The 16,630-nt window shown below is 37.1% G+C and carries 14 protein-coding genes and 1 other RNA gene; 7 read left to right on the forward strand and 8 right to left on the reverse strand.

The annotated features are described in order from the left end of the window. Positions 1-28 precede the first annotated feature (28 nt). Entirely contained in the window at positions 29-1,384 is a 1,356-nt protein-coding gene (locus C3F34_RS11620; RefSeq protein WP_104441657.1) for a VENN motif pre-toxin domain-containing protein, read from the forward strand. Next, positions 1,384-1,878, forward strand: a complete 495-nt coding sequence (locus tag C3F34_RS11625) for a contact-dependent growth inhibition system immunity protein (RefSeq protein WP_104441658.1) — start codon at positions 1,384-1,386, stop codon at positions 1,876-1,878. The genes C3F34_RS11620 and C3F34_RS11625 overlap by 1 nt, the downstream gene beginning before the upstream one ends. Before the next feature lie 165 nt (positions 1,879-2,043). Here the strand turns inward: C3F34_RS11625 and C3F34_RS11630 are convergent, their stop codons facing one another. Then, the gene (locus C3F34_RS11630; RefSeq protein WP_104441659.1) at positions 2,044-3,213 is read right to left on the reverse strand and encodes a helix-turn-helix transcriptional regulator; all 1,170 of its coding nucleotides are present in this window, start codon (positions 3,211-3,213) and stop codon (positions 2,044-2,046) included. A 391-nt stretch (positions 3,214-3,604) separates the two neighbouring features. Here C3F34_RS11630 and C3F34_RS11635 point away from each other — a divergent pair, with 391 nt between their 5' ends. Then, on the forward strand, positions 3,605-4,651 hold the full coding sequence (locus C3F34_RS11635) for a YadA-like family protein (protein WP_104441660.1): 1,047 nt from the start codon (positions 3,605-3,607) through the stop codon (positions 4,649-4,651). Positions 4,652-5,177: 526 nt separating this feature from the next. On the opposite strand, the gene C3F34_RS11640 is transcribed toward C3F34_RS11635, so the two are convergent. Next, positions 5,178-6,452: a tyrosine-type recombinase/integrase gene (locus tag C3F34_RS11640; RefSeq protein ID WP_104441661.1), complete on the reverse strand. Its 1,275-nt coding sequence runs from the start codon at positions 6,450-6,452 to the stop codon at positions 5,178-5,180. A 962-nt stretch (positions 6,453-7,414) separates the two neighbouring features. Here C3F34_RS11640 and C3F34_RS11645 point away from each other — a divergent pair. Further along, positions 7,415-8,821, forward strand: coding sequence for an aldehyde dehydrogenase family protein (locus C3F34_RS11645; RefSeq protein ID WP_044738433.1), 1,407 nt, complete (start codon positions 7,415-7,417; stop codon positions 8,819-8,821). 191 nt (positions 8,822-9,012) lie between these two features. Then, a complete protein-coding gene (locus C3F34_RS11650; protein ID WP_044738412.1) occupies positions 9,013-9,675 on the forward strand; it encodes a helix-turn-helix transcriptional regulator in 663 nt (220 codons plus the stop codon). A 531-nt stretch (positions 9,676-10,206) separates the two neighbouring features. Here the strand turns inward: C3F34_RS11650 and ssrS are convergent. The 3 genes from ssrS to C3F34_RS11665 all read right to left on the reverse strand — a co-directional run bounded on the left by ssrS (position 10,207) and on the right by C3F34_RS11665 (position 11,330). After that, positions 10,207-10,391: non-coding RNA, 6S RNA (ssrS, locus tag C3F34_RS11655), on the reverse strand. 100 nt (positions 10,392-10,491) lie between these two features. After that, the gene (locus C3F34_RS11660; RefSeq protein WP_044738413.1) at positions 10,492-10,776 is read right to left on the reverse strand and encodes a cell division protein ZapA; all 285 of its coding nucleotides are present in this window, start codon (positions 10,774-10,776) and stop codon (positions 10,492-10,494) included. Beyond that, on the reverse strand, positions 10,773-11,330 hold the full coding sequence (locus C3F34_RS11665) for a hypothetical protein (protein WP_016167012.1): 558 nt from the start codon (positions 11,328-11,330) through the stop codon (positions 10,773-10,775). The genes C3F34_RS11660 and C3F34_RS11665 overlap by 4 nt, the downstream gene beginning before the upstream one ends. A 64-nt stretch (positions 11,331-11,394) precedes the next feature. On the opposite strand from C3F34_RS11665, the gene C3F34_RS11670 reads away from it, so the two are divergent. Then, on the forward strand, positions 11,395-12,024 hold the full coding sequence (locus C3F34_RS11670) for a UPF0149 family protein (RefSeq protein ID WP_104441662.1): 630 nt from the start codon (positions 11,395-11,397) through the stop codon (positions 12,022-12,024). Positions 12,025-12,100: 76 nt separating this feature from the next. Next, positions 12,101-13,420, forward strand: a complete 1,320-nt coding sequence (pepP, locus tag C3F34_RS11675) for a Xaa-Pro aminopeptidase (protein ID WP_104441663.1) — start codon at positions 12,101-12,103, stop codon at positions 13,418-13,420. Between the two features lie 92 nt (positions 13,421-13,512). On the opposite strand, the gene C3F34_RS11680 is transcribed toward pepP, so the two are convergent. The 3 genes from C3F34_RS11680 to C3F34_RS11690 form a co-directional block, all read right to left on the reverse strand. Next, positions 13,513-14,004 carry a flavin reductase gene (locus C3F34_RS11680; protein WP_044738416.1) on the reverse strand — a complete coding sequence of 164 codons (492 nt, stop codon included), beginning with the start codon at positions 14,002-14,004 and terminating at the stop codon, positions 13,513-13,515. A gap of 163 nt (positions 14,005-14,167) precedes the next feature. Beyond that, on the reverse strand, positions 14,168-15,214 hold the full coding sequence (locus tag C3F34_RS11685; RefSeq protein ID WP_044738417.1) for a methionine synthase: 1,047 nt from the start codon (positions 15,212-15,214) through the stop codon (positions 14,168-14,170). Between the two features lie 37 nt (positions 15,215-15,251). Further along, positions 15,252-16,244 carry a DUF1852 domain-containing protein gene (locus C3F34_RS11690; protein ID WP_044738418.1) on the reverse strand — a complete coding sequence of 331 codons (993 nt, stop codon included), beginning with the start codon at positions 16,242-16,244 and terminating at the stop codon, positions 15,252-15,254. Between the last annotated feature and the right edge of the window lie 386 nt (positions 16,245-16,630).

Here is a 16,630-nt window from a genome sequence, read left to right on the forward strand (position 1 = left end):
AGCTGCAGACCAAGCCAAAACATGGTGCATGGGTGGAGACAGCAGCCGCGCATTGAATGTTGTGACCACTGCCATTACTGTAGCATCGGGAGGACAAGCTGACTTACAAGTGGTGACCAATACCCTAGCACCGTATGCAGCTCAGGTGATTGGAGGCCAGTTTGGTCATGGAGAGGACAAGAATACCGCAGCACAGTTAGTGTCTCATGCTATCTTGGGTGCAACCCTCGCCTACATTAACGGTGGCGACCTAACGGCAGGCGGAAGTGCAGCGGTTGTGAGTGAAGCTGCAGCCAACTACTTAACCAACCAACTCGCAGAAAAATATAAAGATGATCCTAAGTACTTTGTAAATGGTGAGTTCCAAGCGAATTTACTATCAGAAACTGAAAAGGCTCAAATCCGAGATTTAACCGCTGGTATTGGCGCTGTGATTGGTGGAGCTGTAGGGGATTCAACGTATAACGCTCAGCTTGCAGGAGTGATTGGGCAGAATGCGGTGGAGAACAACTCCGTATTAGGTGATGATATACGTAATAAAGTTAAGCAAGGAGTGAAGTGGGTAGCATCACAAACAGATATTCCAATTGCTCAAGGTGTTGTAAATGGTGTTGGAAGTGTAGGTGATGGTATTATCGCAATAGCCGATGCATTCGGTGATACCGCTGTATCGGCAATACATTGCCCACTAGGTACTTCGGCATGTGCAGAGGCGATGGAGAATAATCGTAAAAAAGGAGAGGCGATTTACCAACTTTTGACAAATTTGGATTTAAAAGAACAAGCAAATAAAATTAAACAATCTTATATAGATTTAAATAGTGGAGATGCTGAAAAAGTAGCAAATGCACAAAGAGTTCAAGCAGAAGTATTTACTAGTTTGGGGCTGAGTACAGCGAGTATTAAGAAATTAGGTACAAATAATGTTTCGAATATTCCAAAACTTGATTGGTCTACAGGTTGGGCAACGAGAGGGTTACAGTGGGAAGCGCAATTAAAGCAATCATTATCATCAGATTTTATTGATCTTAATAGTTTTAAAACAAATTTTAAGACGTTTGATTTTTATAACCCATCAACACAAACAGCAATTAGTGCTAAGTCAATGGACACGATTAGCTCATTTAATGGTACCAATGGTTTAAAATCACTTGAAAAGCAGATGAAAAGTTATGTTGATGATACATTAGCGTTTAAGCGAGATGCTCAAAAGGGAGGAGGTCCTTTTGTTTTAACTAAAGATAAAGTTAAAAATAGAGAAGTTCAAATAGCAATTCCAGAAGGCACATCAAAAGCTAAAATGCAAGTAATTAAAAATATGGTAAATTATGGTAAGCAAAATAATGTCAAAGTCATTGTTACGGTTACTAAGAGTGGGAAGTAATGAATAAGGAAGCTATGTTAGTATTTGGTGATAACTTTATTAAGTTAATAACCTATATAAATGCAGGATTATCAATTGTAGATAAAAATTATGATGCGATTATTTTAGATATTGATTGTATTAATGAAGAGTTAGGTCGGGCAGTTAAAGAAGCTATAATGCGAAGTACTGTAATTGAGGATGCTGGAGAACGGTCAAAAATTTGTCAAGAATCAATGCTTAATCAGGATGCAATAAAGAATAAAATGAATGAGGCAGATATTGAAATAAGAAAAAAATATGGTTATAAAAATAAAAAAAAATATGAACAGGATTTAATGTATATTTTTCTTAAATTAAATAAAAATGAGTATACTTTTAGTCCATCTCATACAGATAAAAATGGATCTACCTCACTAGATAAAGATATTATTTTATCATTATCTGTTTCAGATGAAGAAATAGGATTAGAAATTAGAAAGGCAATGAATTTATGCACGAGTATTTATAAGTAAAACAATTTATTATTTGTAATAGCTCAAACCTGATCTGACAGTTACCCATTTTTTAGTGTGCCTGTCAGGTTAAAATGGATATTATTTCTATAATTCTGATATGAATCTATTCGAGTATGAAAAAGCCTATTTCAATCGGGCTATGTGTGTCTAAATTTTTGGTGGCTATTCATTCTGTATTTTTGATGGAATGTGCTCAAAATGAATGGAGGTTTTTATTAGTAAATATAACAATTCAGCCTGTGAGTTTAAGCTGGTTTTTATATAAATATTTCTAAAATAAGTGTGCAAAGTATTTTTGGTAATTTTAAGCTGCTCACAAATTTCATCGAGATTAAAACCATTGATAAATAATTCACATACCTGAATTTCACGTAACGATAAATTATAAGTTTTGATTAAATAATCTGTAGAAAGCTGATAAAGCTGTTTGGCTTTTGTGATAAAAATGACAGCTTGATCTGATAAGCTATTTAAATAATTGAGAGTATGATTTTGTATAAATGGAGTAATACTGAGTTGCAATAATGGTTCGTCGGGCTGCTTATACAGCATCATCGTGCCTCCGATATGTTGAATAGACGGTCCCTTAAAAACACTGCGAATCATCTGATTTAGCTCATTTTGCTGACGTTTTGAGGTTTTTAGCCGATTATTCGTGTCTAAGCCAAGTATATGGGAGGATTGTAAAATTTCTTGTGCTATATGGTTGCTGTAAATCAATTGATATTGAGAATTAACCACTATTACAGCTATATTCAAATGGTTTAACAGTGCATAACAATCCTGTGCTTGTTTTTTTATGAGCGTAAGCTGACGGTAAATTTGCAAGGCACGGCGTAAATGAAGGCCAAAATTTTCTAGTTTGCTGCAGTCTTGTTTAGTAAATGGGGGGCAATTGGTTTTACGATAAATCCCTGCAAAACCGCAGCAATAGGGTTCATATTCAAGGGTTATTACATTGCCAAATCGAATTCCAGATGGTTTTATAGTTAAATCATATAATCTTTTTTCTGGACTGTCTTCAGCATATGAGCTATAGGGCAGCCAATCTATTAGGGTGGCATTGCCAATGCCATGAAATTGCATTAAATCTCCGTGCGCTTGTTTATTTAAAAGTTTGACTTCCATGCTATCCATTGCTTTTGCGATAGATTTTGAGGAATTGTAACAAAATGTAAAACTTGCAGAAGGTTTGAGTTGATCTAAAAAAGAAATTAAACCAAAATCAGCATTCATATCAGTGGCAATGTGGCTTAAAACACGTTTCCATTGCTGATTTAAAACTGCATCATAAATCATGTGAATAATTTGATCTTCTTTTTCACTAATCATCTGGACGTAAATAGCTTGGGGTACTTAAAAACTTATAACATAATTTTATAGAAAAAAATAATGTGGTGTTGCTAAATGAAAAAAATGATTAAAAAAATATCTTTTTTGTGAGTTTATCTAACCAAAATTGGGTGTGGTAACTCTATCATACCTTGTTAACTTTCACATTATGAATGAGTTATTTTAAATCAATATCATATATGATTTATTGGCTTCAAATAAAAATGTTCCATAAAAAATTATTTAAGTCAATCCTAGTTGTAGGATTACTGTTTTTTTTTCAAAAAATTAAAGTATCAAAAACGTGTACATTTTCTTACAAGTGAAGATATGGGTGTTTTTTTGTACATAAATTGAAATTTATGTGTGATAACTTTATAGGATTGATAAAATGAAATTTCAACTTTCAGCTATTGCTGTTGCAATGATTGTAAACTCTATTGCGTATGCAAATACCACAGTATTGGGACCAAATGCTGAAGCCAATGGTACAAGCTCGGTTGCATTGGGTCATCTAAGTCATGCTCAAGCAGATAATTCTACGGCAGTAGGTCCAAGTAGTGTTGCAGCAGCAGTATCATCAACAGCGTTGGGAGTAAATACGAATGCTCTAGGGACTAACTCCACTGCATTGGGCGCAGATAGTAGGACAGAAGTTGATGCATTCCGTTCAACTGCTATTGGTTCAGGTAGTGTTGCAACAGAAGCAATGACTGTTTCTTTTGGTTCAGTAAATGATGAACGCCGTTTAGTTCATGTAGCAAATGGTACGGCTGATACTGATGCAGTAAATGTGAGTCAATTAGAAGAAGCTAAAGCTGCTGCTACAAATAATGCCCAAGCCACTGCCAATGCTGCATTAGCGAGCGCAAAATCCTATACAGATACAATTTCAGCACAAACTTTAGTTGATGCAAAAACATATACAGATGATAAGTCAGTAAAGACGTTAGAAAGTGCAAATAGCTATACCAACAATGTAGTCGCTGTAGAAAGAACTGCTCGCGAAGTAGACGTAGCACGTTTAGGTCAGGCTGATCTAATTTTACAGACAAATATTGATACAGAAGTGGCGACCCGTGCAGCGGCAGACGTAGTCTTACAATCAAACATTGATCAAGAAAGATTAGATCGTATTGAAGGTGATCGCCAAGCGTTATCAGCTGCAAACAGTTATACTGACAAAAGTTTTAATAAATTGGAAAAAGGTTATCAGGCTGCAGTTGCTGCAAGTATTGCCATTGCATCATTACCTCAGCCAACTGAGGCAGGTAAAAGCATGGTGAGTTTTGGTACTGGTGCATGGGAAAGTGAGCAAGGTTATGCTGTGGGGGTCAGTGGTGTAACTCAAAATAATAAATGGGTGTACAAAGCTGCAGGTACAAGCGATAGTCGAGGTAAATTTGGTGGTGGTTTGTCTTTTGGTTTGCAATGGTAACTCTAAAACTTAAAGGTTAATCATCCCTTAGATTAGCATTTGAAGTGCAACACCATGCTCTTGGAATAATATCTGACTCGGACTCTTAAATCCGAGTCTTTTTCTTGGGCGATGGTTAAATTTTGTGATAATTTCTTCAACTGGAAACAGTATTGCTGAAGAAGCTTCAAAGAAAAGAATAGGTTTGTGCAACAAAGTTCATGGATGGTCTAGAGATTTTACTATATAGCTATTACCAGTTGAGAGTTTTAAAGGTGAAAAATTATTTTTATTTTTAGCAAATTGTTTGGGTAGAACTGCTAGTATGGGGAAACTCGGTAATGAGGGAGATGTTGGTGGGCATGTTCAGTCGTGCGCTTCAGGTGTGACATGTGATGCTTATAATTTATTTCCTCAAAATTCAAATTTTAATAATTGGTGTATGTTGAAATAACAGGAGACTTTTACTTGGGAGATTTTATGTAGCCAGTATGTAAAAGTCTTACGCTACTCTGCCTTAAAAGGCAGAAGCATAGATGATCTTATGTCATTTTTTCTTTTCACAAAACTCAGCCCAGTCAGCCATTAAACTTTTACGTTTTTCGAGATAAGCTCCACGTAAATATGCAGCTTCAACTTCATCAGGTAGTTTATGTGCAAGTACATGCTCACACACCTCACGAGGGTAATCAGTTTTGTCTGCTGACCAGTCGCGAAATGTGGAACGGAAACCGTGCGTTGTAATCACACGATTTTGTTTTGGGTCAATATAGCCTAAGCCATTTTCCTTAAGTTTCTGTTCATGCATACGCTTAATCAAAGCAGTTAAGGACATGTCTGAAAGCATGCTACCAGTACGAGGTGCAGGGAAAATATAGCTTTGAGTTCTAGTATCAGTCTGAATTGACTTTAATAATTCAATTGCTGGTTCTGAAAGTGGAACACGATGCTCTTTTTCAGCTTTCATACGCTCTTTAGGTATAATCCAGACTTTAGATTTAAAATCGATTTCCTGCCATTTAGCACCAAAAATTTCACCAGAGCGACATGCCGTTAAAATTGCAAATTCTAAAGCTTTGGGTGAAATACCATCTTTCTGGCGCAGATGCTGAACAAATTCTGCTACTTGATCATAAGGTAAAGAAGAGTGAGGGCGTGATACCTGTTTTAAGTTACCTAATATAGGTTCAAGATTACCTTTCCATTCAGCAGGGTTGTCACCTTCAAAATACTCCATAGCCTTTGCATAATCAAAAATAGTCTCAATACGACCACGAATACGTTTAGCTGTTTCGTTCTTCTCAATCCAGATAGGTCTAAGAACTTCAGCAATATCAACTTTAGTAATTGTGCCAATATTAATATCACCAAGAGTAGGATAGATATAAGTTTCTAATGTGGTAGACCATTGAGCAATATGCTTCTGATTCTTTAATTCACGAGATTTATTGGCAATCACAATCTGAGCACATTCACGGAAAGTACGATTACGAAGTTTCTGAATACGTAAAGCTTGAAGTTGATCTTGTTTTTGTTTGATAGGGTCATTCCCATTTCGGATTTGGGCTTTCATTTCATGAGCTTTAGCCCTTGCTTCGGCTAGTGACACTTCTGGGTAAGAGCCCAATCCAATATCACGGCGATGAAGTTGCTGTTTGCCATTTTCATCAAAGCGCTGACCAACAACAACACGTAGAACCCAAGCACGTGAGTCGTTCACAATACGCAGGTGCAAACCATTGACACCGCCTACAGCATGCCTGCCATTTCCTTTGATTTTTGCTACACTGAGCGCAGAGAGTTCCTTGGCTTTCTTAGGCATAGGTTTGTTCTTGTCCCACATAAAAACCCACATAGAATATTGGAAATAATTGGGTTTTGCAAGACGTGGTTGGATTAAAGTTTATATAAGCTATTGAAAAGTATATTTATGTTGGATGTTGTTGGATGGCATAATACTGGTGTTATACGGACACCGCTTCCGCCAAATTTAAAAAACCCTGACTGTGTCAGGGTTTTTTTATTTTTAAGCTTTTGCTTAACAGTGCAAAAAAGAAGTAAATAATTCAAGGAAAGATGATGGGAGTTGGAAAAATACTTTTATAGAGATCATCAATATTTAGTAAGCTATGTTTGGTTTTAGTAGCATATTGAAATGGATTGAAAAAGGCTTGCTCCTGAAGATTGTTCATGCAATGCCCAAATTGAGATTGGTATTTTTTACTTAAATACGGTTTAAGGTGCTATTCTATTTTCATACTTTTGAGCACTGTGTTTTGCGCTTTAGCATCAGGATTAGTCTAAATTGCTCTCTCAAAATCAGATAACTCAATTTAAAATATAATTTAAGTTTTAGTTGTTCCTTTTTTAACATTCAAGATTTTATTGAATGCATACTTCCATTCAACCAAGCAGAATGTCAAATAAAAATAAGTAATAAAAGCATTCTATTAAATATCTCGGAAAACATAGGCATAACTGTAAAGTCGGAGATTACTGCAAGTATTTATCTGGAAAATCGGTCGAGGTAGATACCGAGAAACCATGTATAAAGCATAATCTCAAGGCATTATATTTTGAGATGAAATGTTGATAGGCATCTTATTTTTGCTGAAATAAATGTAAAATTACATTGAAAAATAATGATACCAAATTATAAAATAAAAATTTAAATTGTATTGTTTTTCTATTAAGTTGCGTTAAAATCATCCTAAAGGATGAGTTTATAAATAATTATCAGCGATAAACTTCATGCAAAAGAACATCAATATGGATATGAATCAGATGAATAGCAACATGTTGTTTAATGGTAAAATGGTAGTAGGTCAAGGCGAGCCTTTTGCGGTACTAAATCCTGCAACAGAAGAAACCATTGTCAAAATTAACAGTGCCACGGTGGAACAAGTAGATCAAGCTGTGCATGCGGCGCGTACAGCGTTTAAAACTTGGCAGTATGTATCCGATCAAAGCATTAATGAGAGCTTCATTAAAATTGCCCAAGATATTCGTGCAGAAAGTGCAGAAATTGCCAAACTGATTACCACAGAACAAGGTAAACCATTGGCTTTGGCTCAATTTGAAGTAGAAGCTGGTGCGAACTGGATTGAATATATTACCAGTCTGGAAGTTCCTGTAGAAACCATTACAGACCCAAGTGGCAAAACGATTAAAGTCTATAACCGTCCATTAGGTGTCGTGGCTTCAATTACGCCTTGGAACTGGCCATTTATGATTGCTATTTGGCATTTCTTCCCAGCACTTAAAACCAAGAATACGGTAGTAAATAAGCCATCTGAATTTACTCCACTCAGCACGATTAAATTGGTCGAAATTATTAACCGCCATTTACCTACTGGTGTATGCAATATTGTCTTAGGAAAAGGTGATGTCGGTCAGGCACTCAGTGAACACAGTGATGTAGATAAAGTTACGTTTACAGGCTCTACGCGCACAGGTCAAAGTATTCTCAAGCATTCCGTAAATACCTTAAAGAGTGTCGTGCTTGAATTAGGTGGTAATGATGTCGGAATTGTTTTAGATGATGTGGACGTGGATGTAGCCGCTGAAAAAATCTTTGGTTCAGCTTTCTTAAATATGGGACAAACCTGTGCAGCATTAAAGCGTTTATATGTACACGAAAATGTTTATGATGCATTAACACAAAAATTGACCCAAATCGCGAATGCACAAGTGGTTGGCAATGGATTAGATTCAACGACAACATTTGGCCCAATTCAAAATCATGTTCAATACCACAAAGTAAAAGGCATGATTGAAGATGCTGTGGCGCAAGGTGGTCAGATTATCACAGAGGCGAAAAAATTAAGTGAGCATGGCTATTTTATTCCACCTACGCTTATAACCAATGTCAAAGAAGGTATGCCTTTGGTTGATGAAGAACAATTTGGTCCTGTATTACCAATCATCAAGTTTAGTGATGTAGACACTGTAATTGAACGTGCCAATAACAGTGAATTTGGTTTAGGCGGTTCAGTGTGGAGCAAAGACCTTGATCGTGCACAAGAAATAGCCAGTAAACTTGAGACGGGTACGGTTTGGATTAACAGTCATTCGGATGTCTCTCCAGCAGCCGAGTTTGGTGGTTGGAAAATGTCTGGTCTCGGATATTCATTTGGTTTAAACGGTTTGTTGTTGTTTACACATAAACAAGCGATCCATATTTCTCAATAATCAAGTAAACAGATTCATCGGTCTTACTGATGCATTAGGTGGATGGCTTGGATATGAAGCATATTGAAGCCATAACTTATTATTTAGAATTGATGTTTTAAAATTGACATCAGTAAGGCTATATATTGGCAGGAAGCCAATTTCATTGATCTATCGACGCTATTAAATTTTCAAAAGGATGATGAAAATTTATGTTCAATCGTGATTTTATTCAGCAATTTAGTCAGAACTTTATTGCTCAGATTCAGCATGTTTCCCCTATAGATGGTTTTTTGACTTATCAAACCGATAATATTCAACATGCTCATGATTTTGAGCATGATGGTATATCAAAAAGTGCAATCGACGAATATTTAAATGGAAAAATTGAATATGATCCAGTGAGCTTTCGGCACTTTTATCATGGTCATCAGAACATTGCACTTCTGGGCGAGTATCAACCCAACGAAATATTCGTAAACTTTATGCAGCGTTGGCAAGTTGAAGATACTGCTGAATTTTTCTTCAGAAAACGTGATGGAAAACTGATTTTTGGTTTGAGTATTTTTAGAGAACAAGGCAAAGCCAAATTTAATCAGCAAGAAAAGAAAATATTTGAATCTTTTTATCGATTGTCTATTGATCATTTTCATCATCATGTCGACATGATTAATAGAGATAAAATCATGGATCAATATCAATTAACTAAAAAAGAAATTGTGGTTTTAGAAGAATTATTTACAAATTTGGAAGCGATTCAGATTTCGCAGAAACTCAATTGTAGTTTGTCGACCATAAAAACGCATGTCCAACATATTTATCAGAAATTAAATGTAAATAGTCGCCAAGAATTGGTGTGTAAATTAATCAGATAGTCTGACATTTCATATGTTCAAATAGATTCTATAAAAATTATCTTATATCAAGCCATAAAAATAGTGTTGGATTTAAATGCTTCATATTTATGTTGGTTTTATGCCTAAAATCTATCTATAAGGGCTTATTGAGTACTCAATAGTAAAATGCATAGATGGAAGGACTTGGCAAATTGATTGGCTATTATGCGCTTAATTGATGAAAGCTAAGAAACTGCGCATTAAATTATTTGCTTGCTAACTCGGTGCCAAGTATTTTCAAAGTTAATGAAAGAAGTGAGCGTTTGGTAGCTACGCTAAACACATTTATAGAAGTAGGCTGATTCTATATCTTAATTTTGGCTTGAAATTAAATGATTGGGGAAAATTTTAACTTTTAATGTAACTTAGCTATGCATGGTCAAAAGCAAATTCAAATAGGCATAAGCAACAGAGGATACTATTTTTGAATGCTATATATAGTCGATATATCGACTAAAAGTGATTTTAAAGGAGAGGGGAGGATAAGCTATTATTCTTATATATAAAAGAAAGTACTCCGATGATGCCGCTGCATGTGTCGTTACCCTGAACCCGATGAGTTCAAGGTGGACGCGACGTATACTTGCTGGGTTTCCCACTCGAAGGTGGGCATACACTCTAAATATACAGAACGCAATCCATAAGTTTAAGTATCGGCAGGGGAATAGACCCGCTGGCGAACATCTCAGAGTTAAGCCTAGTATAACGGATAAACCAATACTGGCAAATCATCATAGGCAAAGAACTGTAAAGTTAAGTGCTGTTTGTCGAGAGATTATGCAAATAAACGTGAAACTAGGTAAGTGTTTTAACATCTTCAAGGATAGTGCTGAGTAAACGTTCACAATGAGCATATTCCTGTAGGGACTTATTCATTGCGAGCACTTCTTGCATGAGCTCAAGTGCAACCATAATGATCAGTTTGCTGGGTTCAACACGAGGAGCTTGACGTCGAAATTCATCATATTTGTCATTCAACAATTGTGCGGCACGTTCTAACTCAGGTTTTTTATCTTCCGTGGTGGCTAAACGAAAGCTATGTCCCAATACACGCAGTTCAACAGGAATTTGTTCACTCATGATTGCATTTCCTCATTTACTTCGGTGGGATGAGCCAATTGTTGAATTTCTTGCGCATTTTGGTCTTGTTCAGTACCTAAAATTGATAAGCGTTGAATGATGGTTTCAACTTTGGTACGCGCCAACTCATTTTTTTGTAACAATCTATCACGTTCCTGCTGCAAACCCTGAATTTCTTGTTGTGCATGACGTTGTTCATTCTGCATTTTTTCTTTAATGACGCGTAATTCATTACGTTCACTTAGAATGTCCTGAAAACGATTCTTTAAATCGGTACAGCTTTTCTCTAGACGGCTATAACGATCGGCCAATGCCGTTGCATCAGTATTCAGTTGTTTAAATTGAGTCTGGACCTCAGTCAGTTGTTCCGTAAGGTTATCAATTTCTTCTTGTTTTTTGGTAATAATGCCGTTTTTATGCACAACTTGGGCATGGTGTTGCTCAGCGGCAGTTGCGCTGGCTTCGGTTAGGGCATTATTTTCGGTTTCATAATGCGCGAGTCGGGTTTTTAAAACGCCAATATGCGCCTGTAGACGCTGTAATTCTTCTAACATAACGTAGTCGCACAGTGTTGCAAACAAAGGTAATATATAAGAAGTATAGAGATTGGATAAACGAATGCAAGACGATATTTCAGGTTGGTCGGAATGGCACCAACATTTTTCACAAATTGATGAGATTTCAAGCCCAAGTGAGTTACATGGGTTACTCACTGGTATAGTTTGTGTGACACAATCGCCGACACGTGAAGAGTGGCAACAAATTTTAGCCACGCTTAATGTGCCAGAATTAAGCGATATGGCTTTAACTGTGCTTACAGATGAAGCTGAAGATGTATCACATGCATTATCAGAAGACGAATTAGACTACTTACCTTTGTTGCCAGATGATGAACATGTATTAGCTGATCGCGTACAAGCACTGGCAGATTGGTGTGCAGGTGTAGTATTGGGCTTTGGTTTAGCCTCAGGTCATATTCGTGCTGATGAAATGGAATTAATTGAGCATTTACAAGATGTCGCTGCGGTTGAGTTTGACGAATCTGACAATGACGAAGAAGGTGAGGACAGTTATCAAGAGTTGTATGAATTTGTACGCTTGATTCCTGTGAGCTTGGCTTTAGGTCGCACCAAAGTAGCGGTAGATGAAAGTTCATTATTACAAAACTTTCATGCGAAAATGCAGAAGCATAAAACTAGCACTGAAAACAATGTTGTAGAAATGTTTACACCACATCGACCAAGTTAATTTTGGTCGATTTTTTGCTTTAAGATCACAAACACAGCAACCCTATTCTTTATTCAACAAGACCGAAGAACATTCAATGAAAAAACTGACTCAAGTAGATTTTAAGGAACGTCGTGACCGCCTCGCAGAGGAATTGGGACCACACAGCATTGCGATTATTGCCACCAGCCCAGTGGCGATTCGTAATCGAGATGCAGACTATAAATTTCGAGCGGACAGCAGTTTTTTCTATTTGACGGGTTTTGCAGAACCAGAAGCGGTTGCTGTGATTGAAACGTATGAATCTTTAGATGAAGGTTATACCTATAGCTTGTTCTGCCGTGAGCGTAATCGTGAGATGGAAATCTGGAATGGTTACCGTGCAGGAATTGATGGCGCGATTGATGATTATGAAGCCGATGAAGCTTATGCGATTGACCTACTTGATGAAGAAATCATTGAAAAGTTAGTCAATAAACAAAAACTATTTTATCGGATTGGACACAGTTCTGAGTTTGATGTTCGTGTCAGCAAATGGATTCAACAAGCAGATGCGCAACAACGTCGTGGTAATGAATCTCCAGCACAAGTGATTCAACTGGATCGTATTTTAGATGAAATCCGTTTATTTAAAACACCACAAGAAATTGAATTGATGCAAATCGCATCGAACATTAGTGCAAAAGCCCATACCCGTGCTATGCAAACTGCGCATGTGGGTATGATGGAATATGCATTGGAAGCGGAGCTGAATTATGTATTTGGGCAACAAGGTTGCGTACCTGCCTATAACAGTATTGTAGGTGGGGGTGCCAATGCCTGTATTTTGCACTATGTTGAAAATAATCAAGAATTAAAAGATGGTGATTTGGTTCTGATCGATGCAGCTTGTGAATATGAGTTATATGCGTCAGACATTACCCGTACTTTCCCTGTAAATGGTAAGTTTAGCGCTGAACAAAAAGCATTATATGAAATTGTATTAAACGCGCAGCTTGCAGCGATTGATGCAGTCAAAATTGGCAACTCATATAAAGAACCACATAATGTTGCAGTGCGTATTTTGGTAGAAGGTTTATTGTCACTCGGTATTATGCAGGGAGATATCGAGAAAATTATTGAAACTGAGGCTTACCGTCAGTTTTATATGCATGGCACAGGTCACTGGTTGGGGATGGATGTGCATGATGTAGGCGCGTACAAACAAGCTGGCGAATGGCGTCCTTATGAAGAAGGTATGGTCGTAACGATTGAACCAGGTCTTTATATTGCACCAGATGATGAAACCGTGGATGTGAAATGGCGTGGAATTGGTATTCGTATTGAAGATGATGTCGTTGCGACTGCCAATGGGCCACTTGTTTTAACCAAAGGCGTTGTAAAATCGATTGAAGAGATTGAGGCGTTAATGGCTTAAGCATCAATAATATGAAAGCCAATCTTATGATTGGCTTTTTTTATTTTTGGCATTGGTTTTATTCAAAATATACTCTATCGAGAAACTATTATTTAAGCGATTTCTGTCTGCCCAACTTGATGATAAGCTCGATTAAAATAAACTAGACTTTGATCTTGCTTACTTTGTTGAATTGCAACAATACGGCAGATAAAAATGGTATGAGTACCGACTTCCTGAATTTGGTCAATTTCACAATCAAAATTGACTAAAGCATCTTCCAACACTGGTGAGCCTGTTTCCAACTCTTTCCAAACACCATGCTTAAAACGTTCTTCTGAACTGAGTTTAGATGAAAATACGTTAGAAATATGCTCATGCTGTGCACCTAAAACATTTACCGTTAAAATCTTATTTTCGATAAAATGCTCATGTGATCGAGAAGCTTTATTCATACAGACCAATAAAGTTGGGGGAGTATCGGTAACGCTACATACGGCAGATGCAGTGAAACCATGACGATCAGACATACCTGCCGTGGTCACAACACTTACTGCGCTGGTTAACGAAGACATAGCATTTCTAAAGTCTGTTGCTTCAATCATCACTTTATTCCTAAATTGAACCGTACATTTTGTTTAAATTGGGCTATATTACGCAATTTGGCCATATAACAACTGGATTAGAATGTATTTTGGAGGAGCGCTGACGCATGCTTTTTACTGAGATAAGAGCTACCCATTTTATCTAATGCGTAGCTCTTTCACATCATGCGATAGATGCGTATGAAGTCGAAAGTTCTTTACGAACGATTTCAGCACCTGCACTTAAAGCATTGAGTTTACCGCGTGCCACTTCACGTGCCAAAGGTGCCATACCACAGTTCGTTGATGGGTAAAGTTTATCTGCATCAACAAATTGAAGTGCTTTACGTAAAGTATTGGCAACTTCTTCTGGTGTTTCAATGGTATTGGTTGCAACATCAATCGCACCCACCATGACTTTTTTACCACGAATCAGTTCAATCAGATCCATTGGTACACGTGAGTTTTGACATTCGAGTGAGACAATATCGATCTTCGATTTTTGAAGTTTAGGGAATGCTTCTTCGTATTGGCGCCATTCTGAACCTAAAGTCTTTTTCCAGTCGGTATTGGCTTTAATGCCATAACCGTAGCAAATATGCACTGCAGTTTCACATTTTAAACCTTCAAGAGCACGCTCTAAAGTTGCCACACCCCAATCATTTACTTCATCAAAGAACACATTAAATGCAGGTTCATCGAACTGAATGATATCAACACCAGCAGCTTCGAGTTCTAAGGCTTCTTGGTTCAAAATTTTGGCAAACTCCCAAGCCAGTTTTTCGCGGCTTTTGTAATGACCATCATACAGCGTATCAATCATGGTCATTGGACCAGGAAGTGCCCATTTAATCGGTTGGGTGGTTTGGCTGCGTAAAAATTTAGCATCTTCCACAAACACTGGCTTTTGACGAGAAACTGCACCCACTACAGATGGCACACTGGCATCATAACGGTTACGGATACGAACTGTTTCGCGCTTCTCAAAATCCACGCCATCTAGATGTTCTATAAAGGTGGTCACAAAATGTTGGCGAGTTTGTTCACCATCGCTGACAATATCAATGCCAGCATGTTGCTGTTCTTGCAATGACAGACGTAAAGCATCTTGTTTGGCTTCAATCAGTTGCTCACCTTCAAGTTTCCAAGGTGACCAAAGTTTTTCTGGTTCTGCAAGCCAAGAAGGTTTTGGTAAGCTGCCAGCCGTTGATGTTGGTAATAAAATTGCCATTTTAAATCTTCTATCTCTATGTTCTATTTCAGGTAAATTAAGCAGCGTTACGCTCTACATTGTAATTTGCAGCCCATTGCTCAAGAATATCTCGGTAAGGCTTAATAAAGTTTTCTTCAGTCCATTTGCCTTGTTTGACTGCGAGCTGACCACGTTCAACTCGGTCATAGACAATGCGCGTCAATGAATAATCGGGGTACTCTAAACTTGCCTGATAAACTTGCGCTGCTGATGAATTTGCATTGTAAATTTCAGGACGATAAATTTTTTGGAAGGTTTCCATGGTGCTAATCGCGCTGATCAGTTCAAAATCGGTGTAATCACGCAGTAAATCACCCGCAAAATAGAATGCTAAAGGTGCCACGCTTCCTTTCGGCATAAAGAAGCGAACTTGTAAGCCCATCTTATGGAAATATTCATCAGTACGTGAGTATTGATCTTGCTTGTATTCAACACCCAAAATCGGATGTTCATTGGTCGTACGGTGATAAGTACGTGCTGTTGAAACACTCAAGCAAATCACAGGCTGTTGATTAAACTCAGCCTTAAAAGTATCTGAATTCACTAAATATTGATAAAGCTTGCCGTGTAAATCACCGAAACCTTCTGGTGCATACGAGGTTGAGTTTTCTTTATTATGTTCTTTTAGTACCACACTAAAATCGTAGTCACGTACATATGAAGAGAAGCTATTGCCAATCATGCCTTCAATACGCTGATGGGTATGATGATCAGTAATGGTGCTTTTCAACATTTCAATGATTGGGAAGGTTTGACCATTACCTTCAATATCTAAATCCGCAGAAATAATATCAATTTCAAGCGAATAACGATCACCATTTGGGTTATCTGTTTGCGCTAAAGCATTAAAACGATTGTTAATCATTCGAAGCGTATTACGTAGATTTTGCTCACGGCTTTCACCACGTGCTAGGTTAGCAAAGTTAGTCGTTAGACGTGTGCTATCTGCTGGTTGATAGTTTTCATCAAAACGAACGCGTTTGATTGAACACTGAAATACTGTACTCATGGAGAATTGCCATCCGAAAATTTTTAAAATGCTAAATTTCTGTATAGCGATATTTAAACTTGATTCAAAACATGAGTAAAACGATATAAATTCAACAAAACATGAGTAAAATTCACTTTTAAGTTTAAGTCACATTAAAAATAGGCGTGTTTTCGTATTAGCTTTGCGCAAGAATATAAAAATTAGGCATAAACGATGACTTGTTTCAAAGTTAGTATTTTGTGAGTTTTTGGTAGTGTTTATGTTTTTAAGTTATTGATATTTATTTTAAATTTTTATTTTTTGGATGATGATCATTATATTGAATAAGATGATTTAAAATTTAACGTATATGAATAACTTTTTTGTCTCAAATTAGGACCTTATTTTATTTAAATTTCACCTAG

Source organism: Acinetobacter sp. ACNIH2 (genome assembly GCF_002934965.1).
GTDB classification, from domain to species: Bacteria; Pseudomonadota; Gammaproteobacteria; order Pseudomonadales; family Moraxellaceae; genus Acinetobacter; species Acinetobacter tandoii.

Bases quoted from the DNA above. Each gene is read 5' to 3' on its own strand.
- C3F34_RS11620 (WP_104441657.1), top strand. From the start codon at position 29: ATGGGTGGAGACAGCAGCCGCGCATTGAATGTTGTGACCACTGCCATT.
- C3F34_RS11625 (WP_104441658.1), top strand. From the start codon at position 1,384: ATGAATAAGGAAGCTATGTTAGTATTTGGTGATAACTTTATTAAGTTA.
- C3F34_RS11630 (WP_104441659.1), bottom strand. From the start codon at position 3,213: ATGATTAGTGAAAAAGAAGATCAAATTATTCACATGATTTATGATGCA.
- C3F34_RS11635 (WP_104441660.1), top strand. From the start codon at position 3,605: ATGAAATTTCAACTTTCAGCTATTGCTGTTGCAATGATTGTAAACTCT.
- C3F34_RS11640 (WP_104441661.1), bottom strand. From the start codon at position 6,452: ATGCCTAAGAAAGCCAAGGAACTCTCTGCGCTCAGTGTAGCAAAAATC.
- C3F34_RS11645 (WP_044738433.1), top strand. From the start codon at position 7,415: ATGAATAGCAACATGTTGTTTAATGGTAAAATGGTAGTAGGTCAAGGC.
- C3F34_RS11650 (WP_044738412.1), top strand. From the start codon at position 9,013: ATGTTCAATCGTGATTTTATTCAGCAATTTAGTCAGAACTTTATTGCT.
- C3F34_RS11660 (WP_044738413.1), bottom strand. From the start codon at position 10,776: ATGAGTGAACAAATTCCTGTTGAACTGCGTGTATTGGGACATAGCTTT.
- C3F34_RS11665 (WP_016167012.1), bottom strand. From the start codon at position 11,330: ATGTTAGAAGAATTACAGCGTCTACAGGCGCATATTGGCGTTTTAAAA.
- C3F34_RS11670 (WP_104441662.1), top strand. From the start codon at position 11,395: ATGCAAGACGATATTTCAGGTTGGTCGGAATGGCACCAACATTTTTCA.
- pepP (WP_104441663.1), top strand. From the start codon at position 12,101: ATGAAAAAACTGACTCAAGTAGATTTTAAGGAACGTCGTGACCGCCTC.
- C3F34_RS11680 (WP_044738416.1), bottom strand. From the start codon at position 14,004: ATGATTGAAGCAACAGACTTTAGAAATGCTATGTCTTCGTTAACCAGC.
- C3F34_RS11685 (WP_044738417.1), bottom strand. From the start codon at position 15,214: ATGGCAATTTTATTACCAACATCAACGGCTGGCAGCTTACCAAAACCT.
- C3F34_RS11690 (WP_044738418.1), bottom strand. From the start codon at position 16,244: ATGAGTACAGTATTTCAGTGTTCAATCAAACGCGTTCGTTTTGATGAA.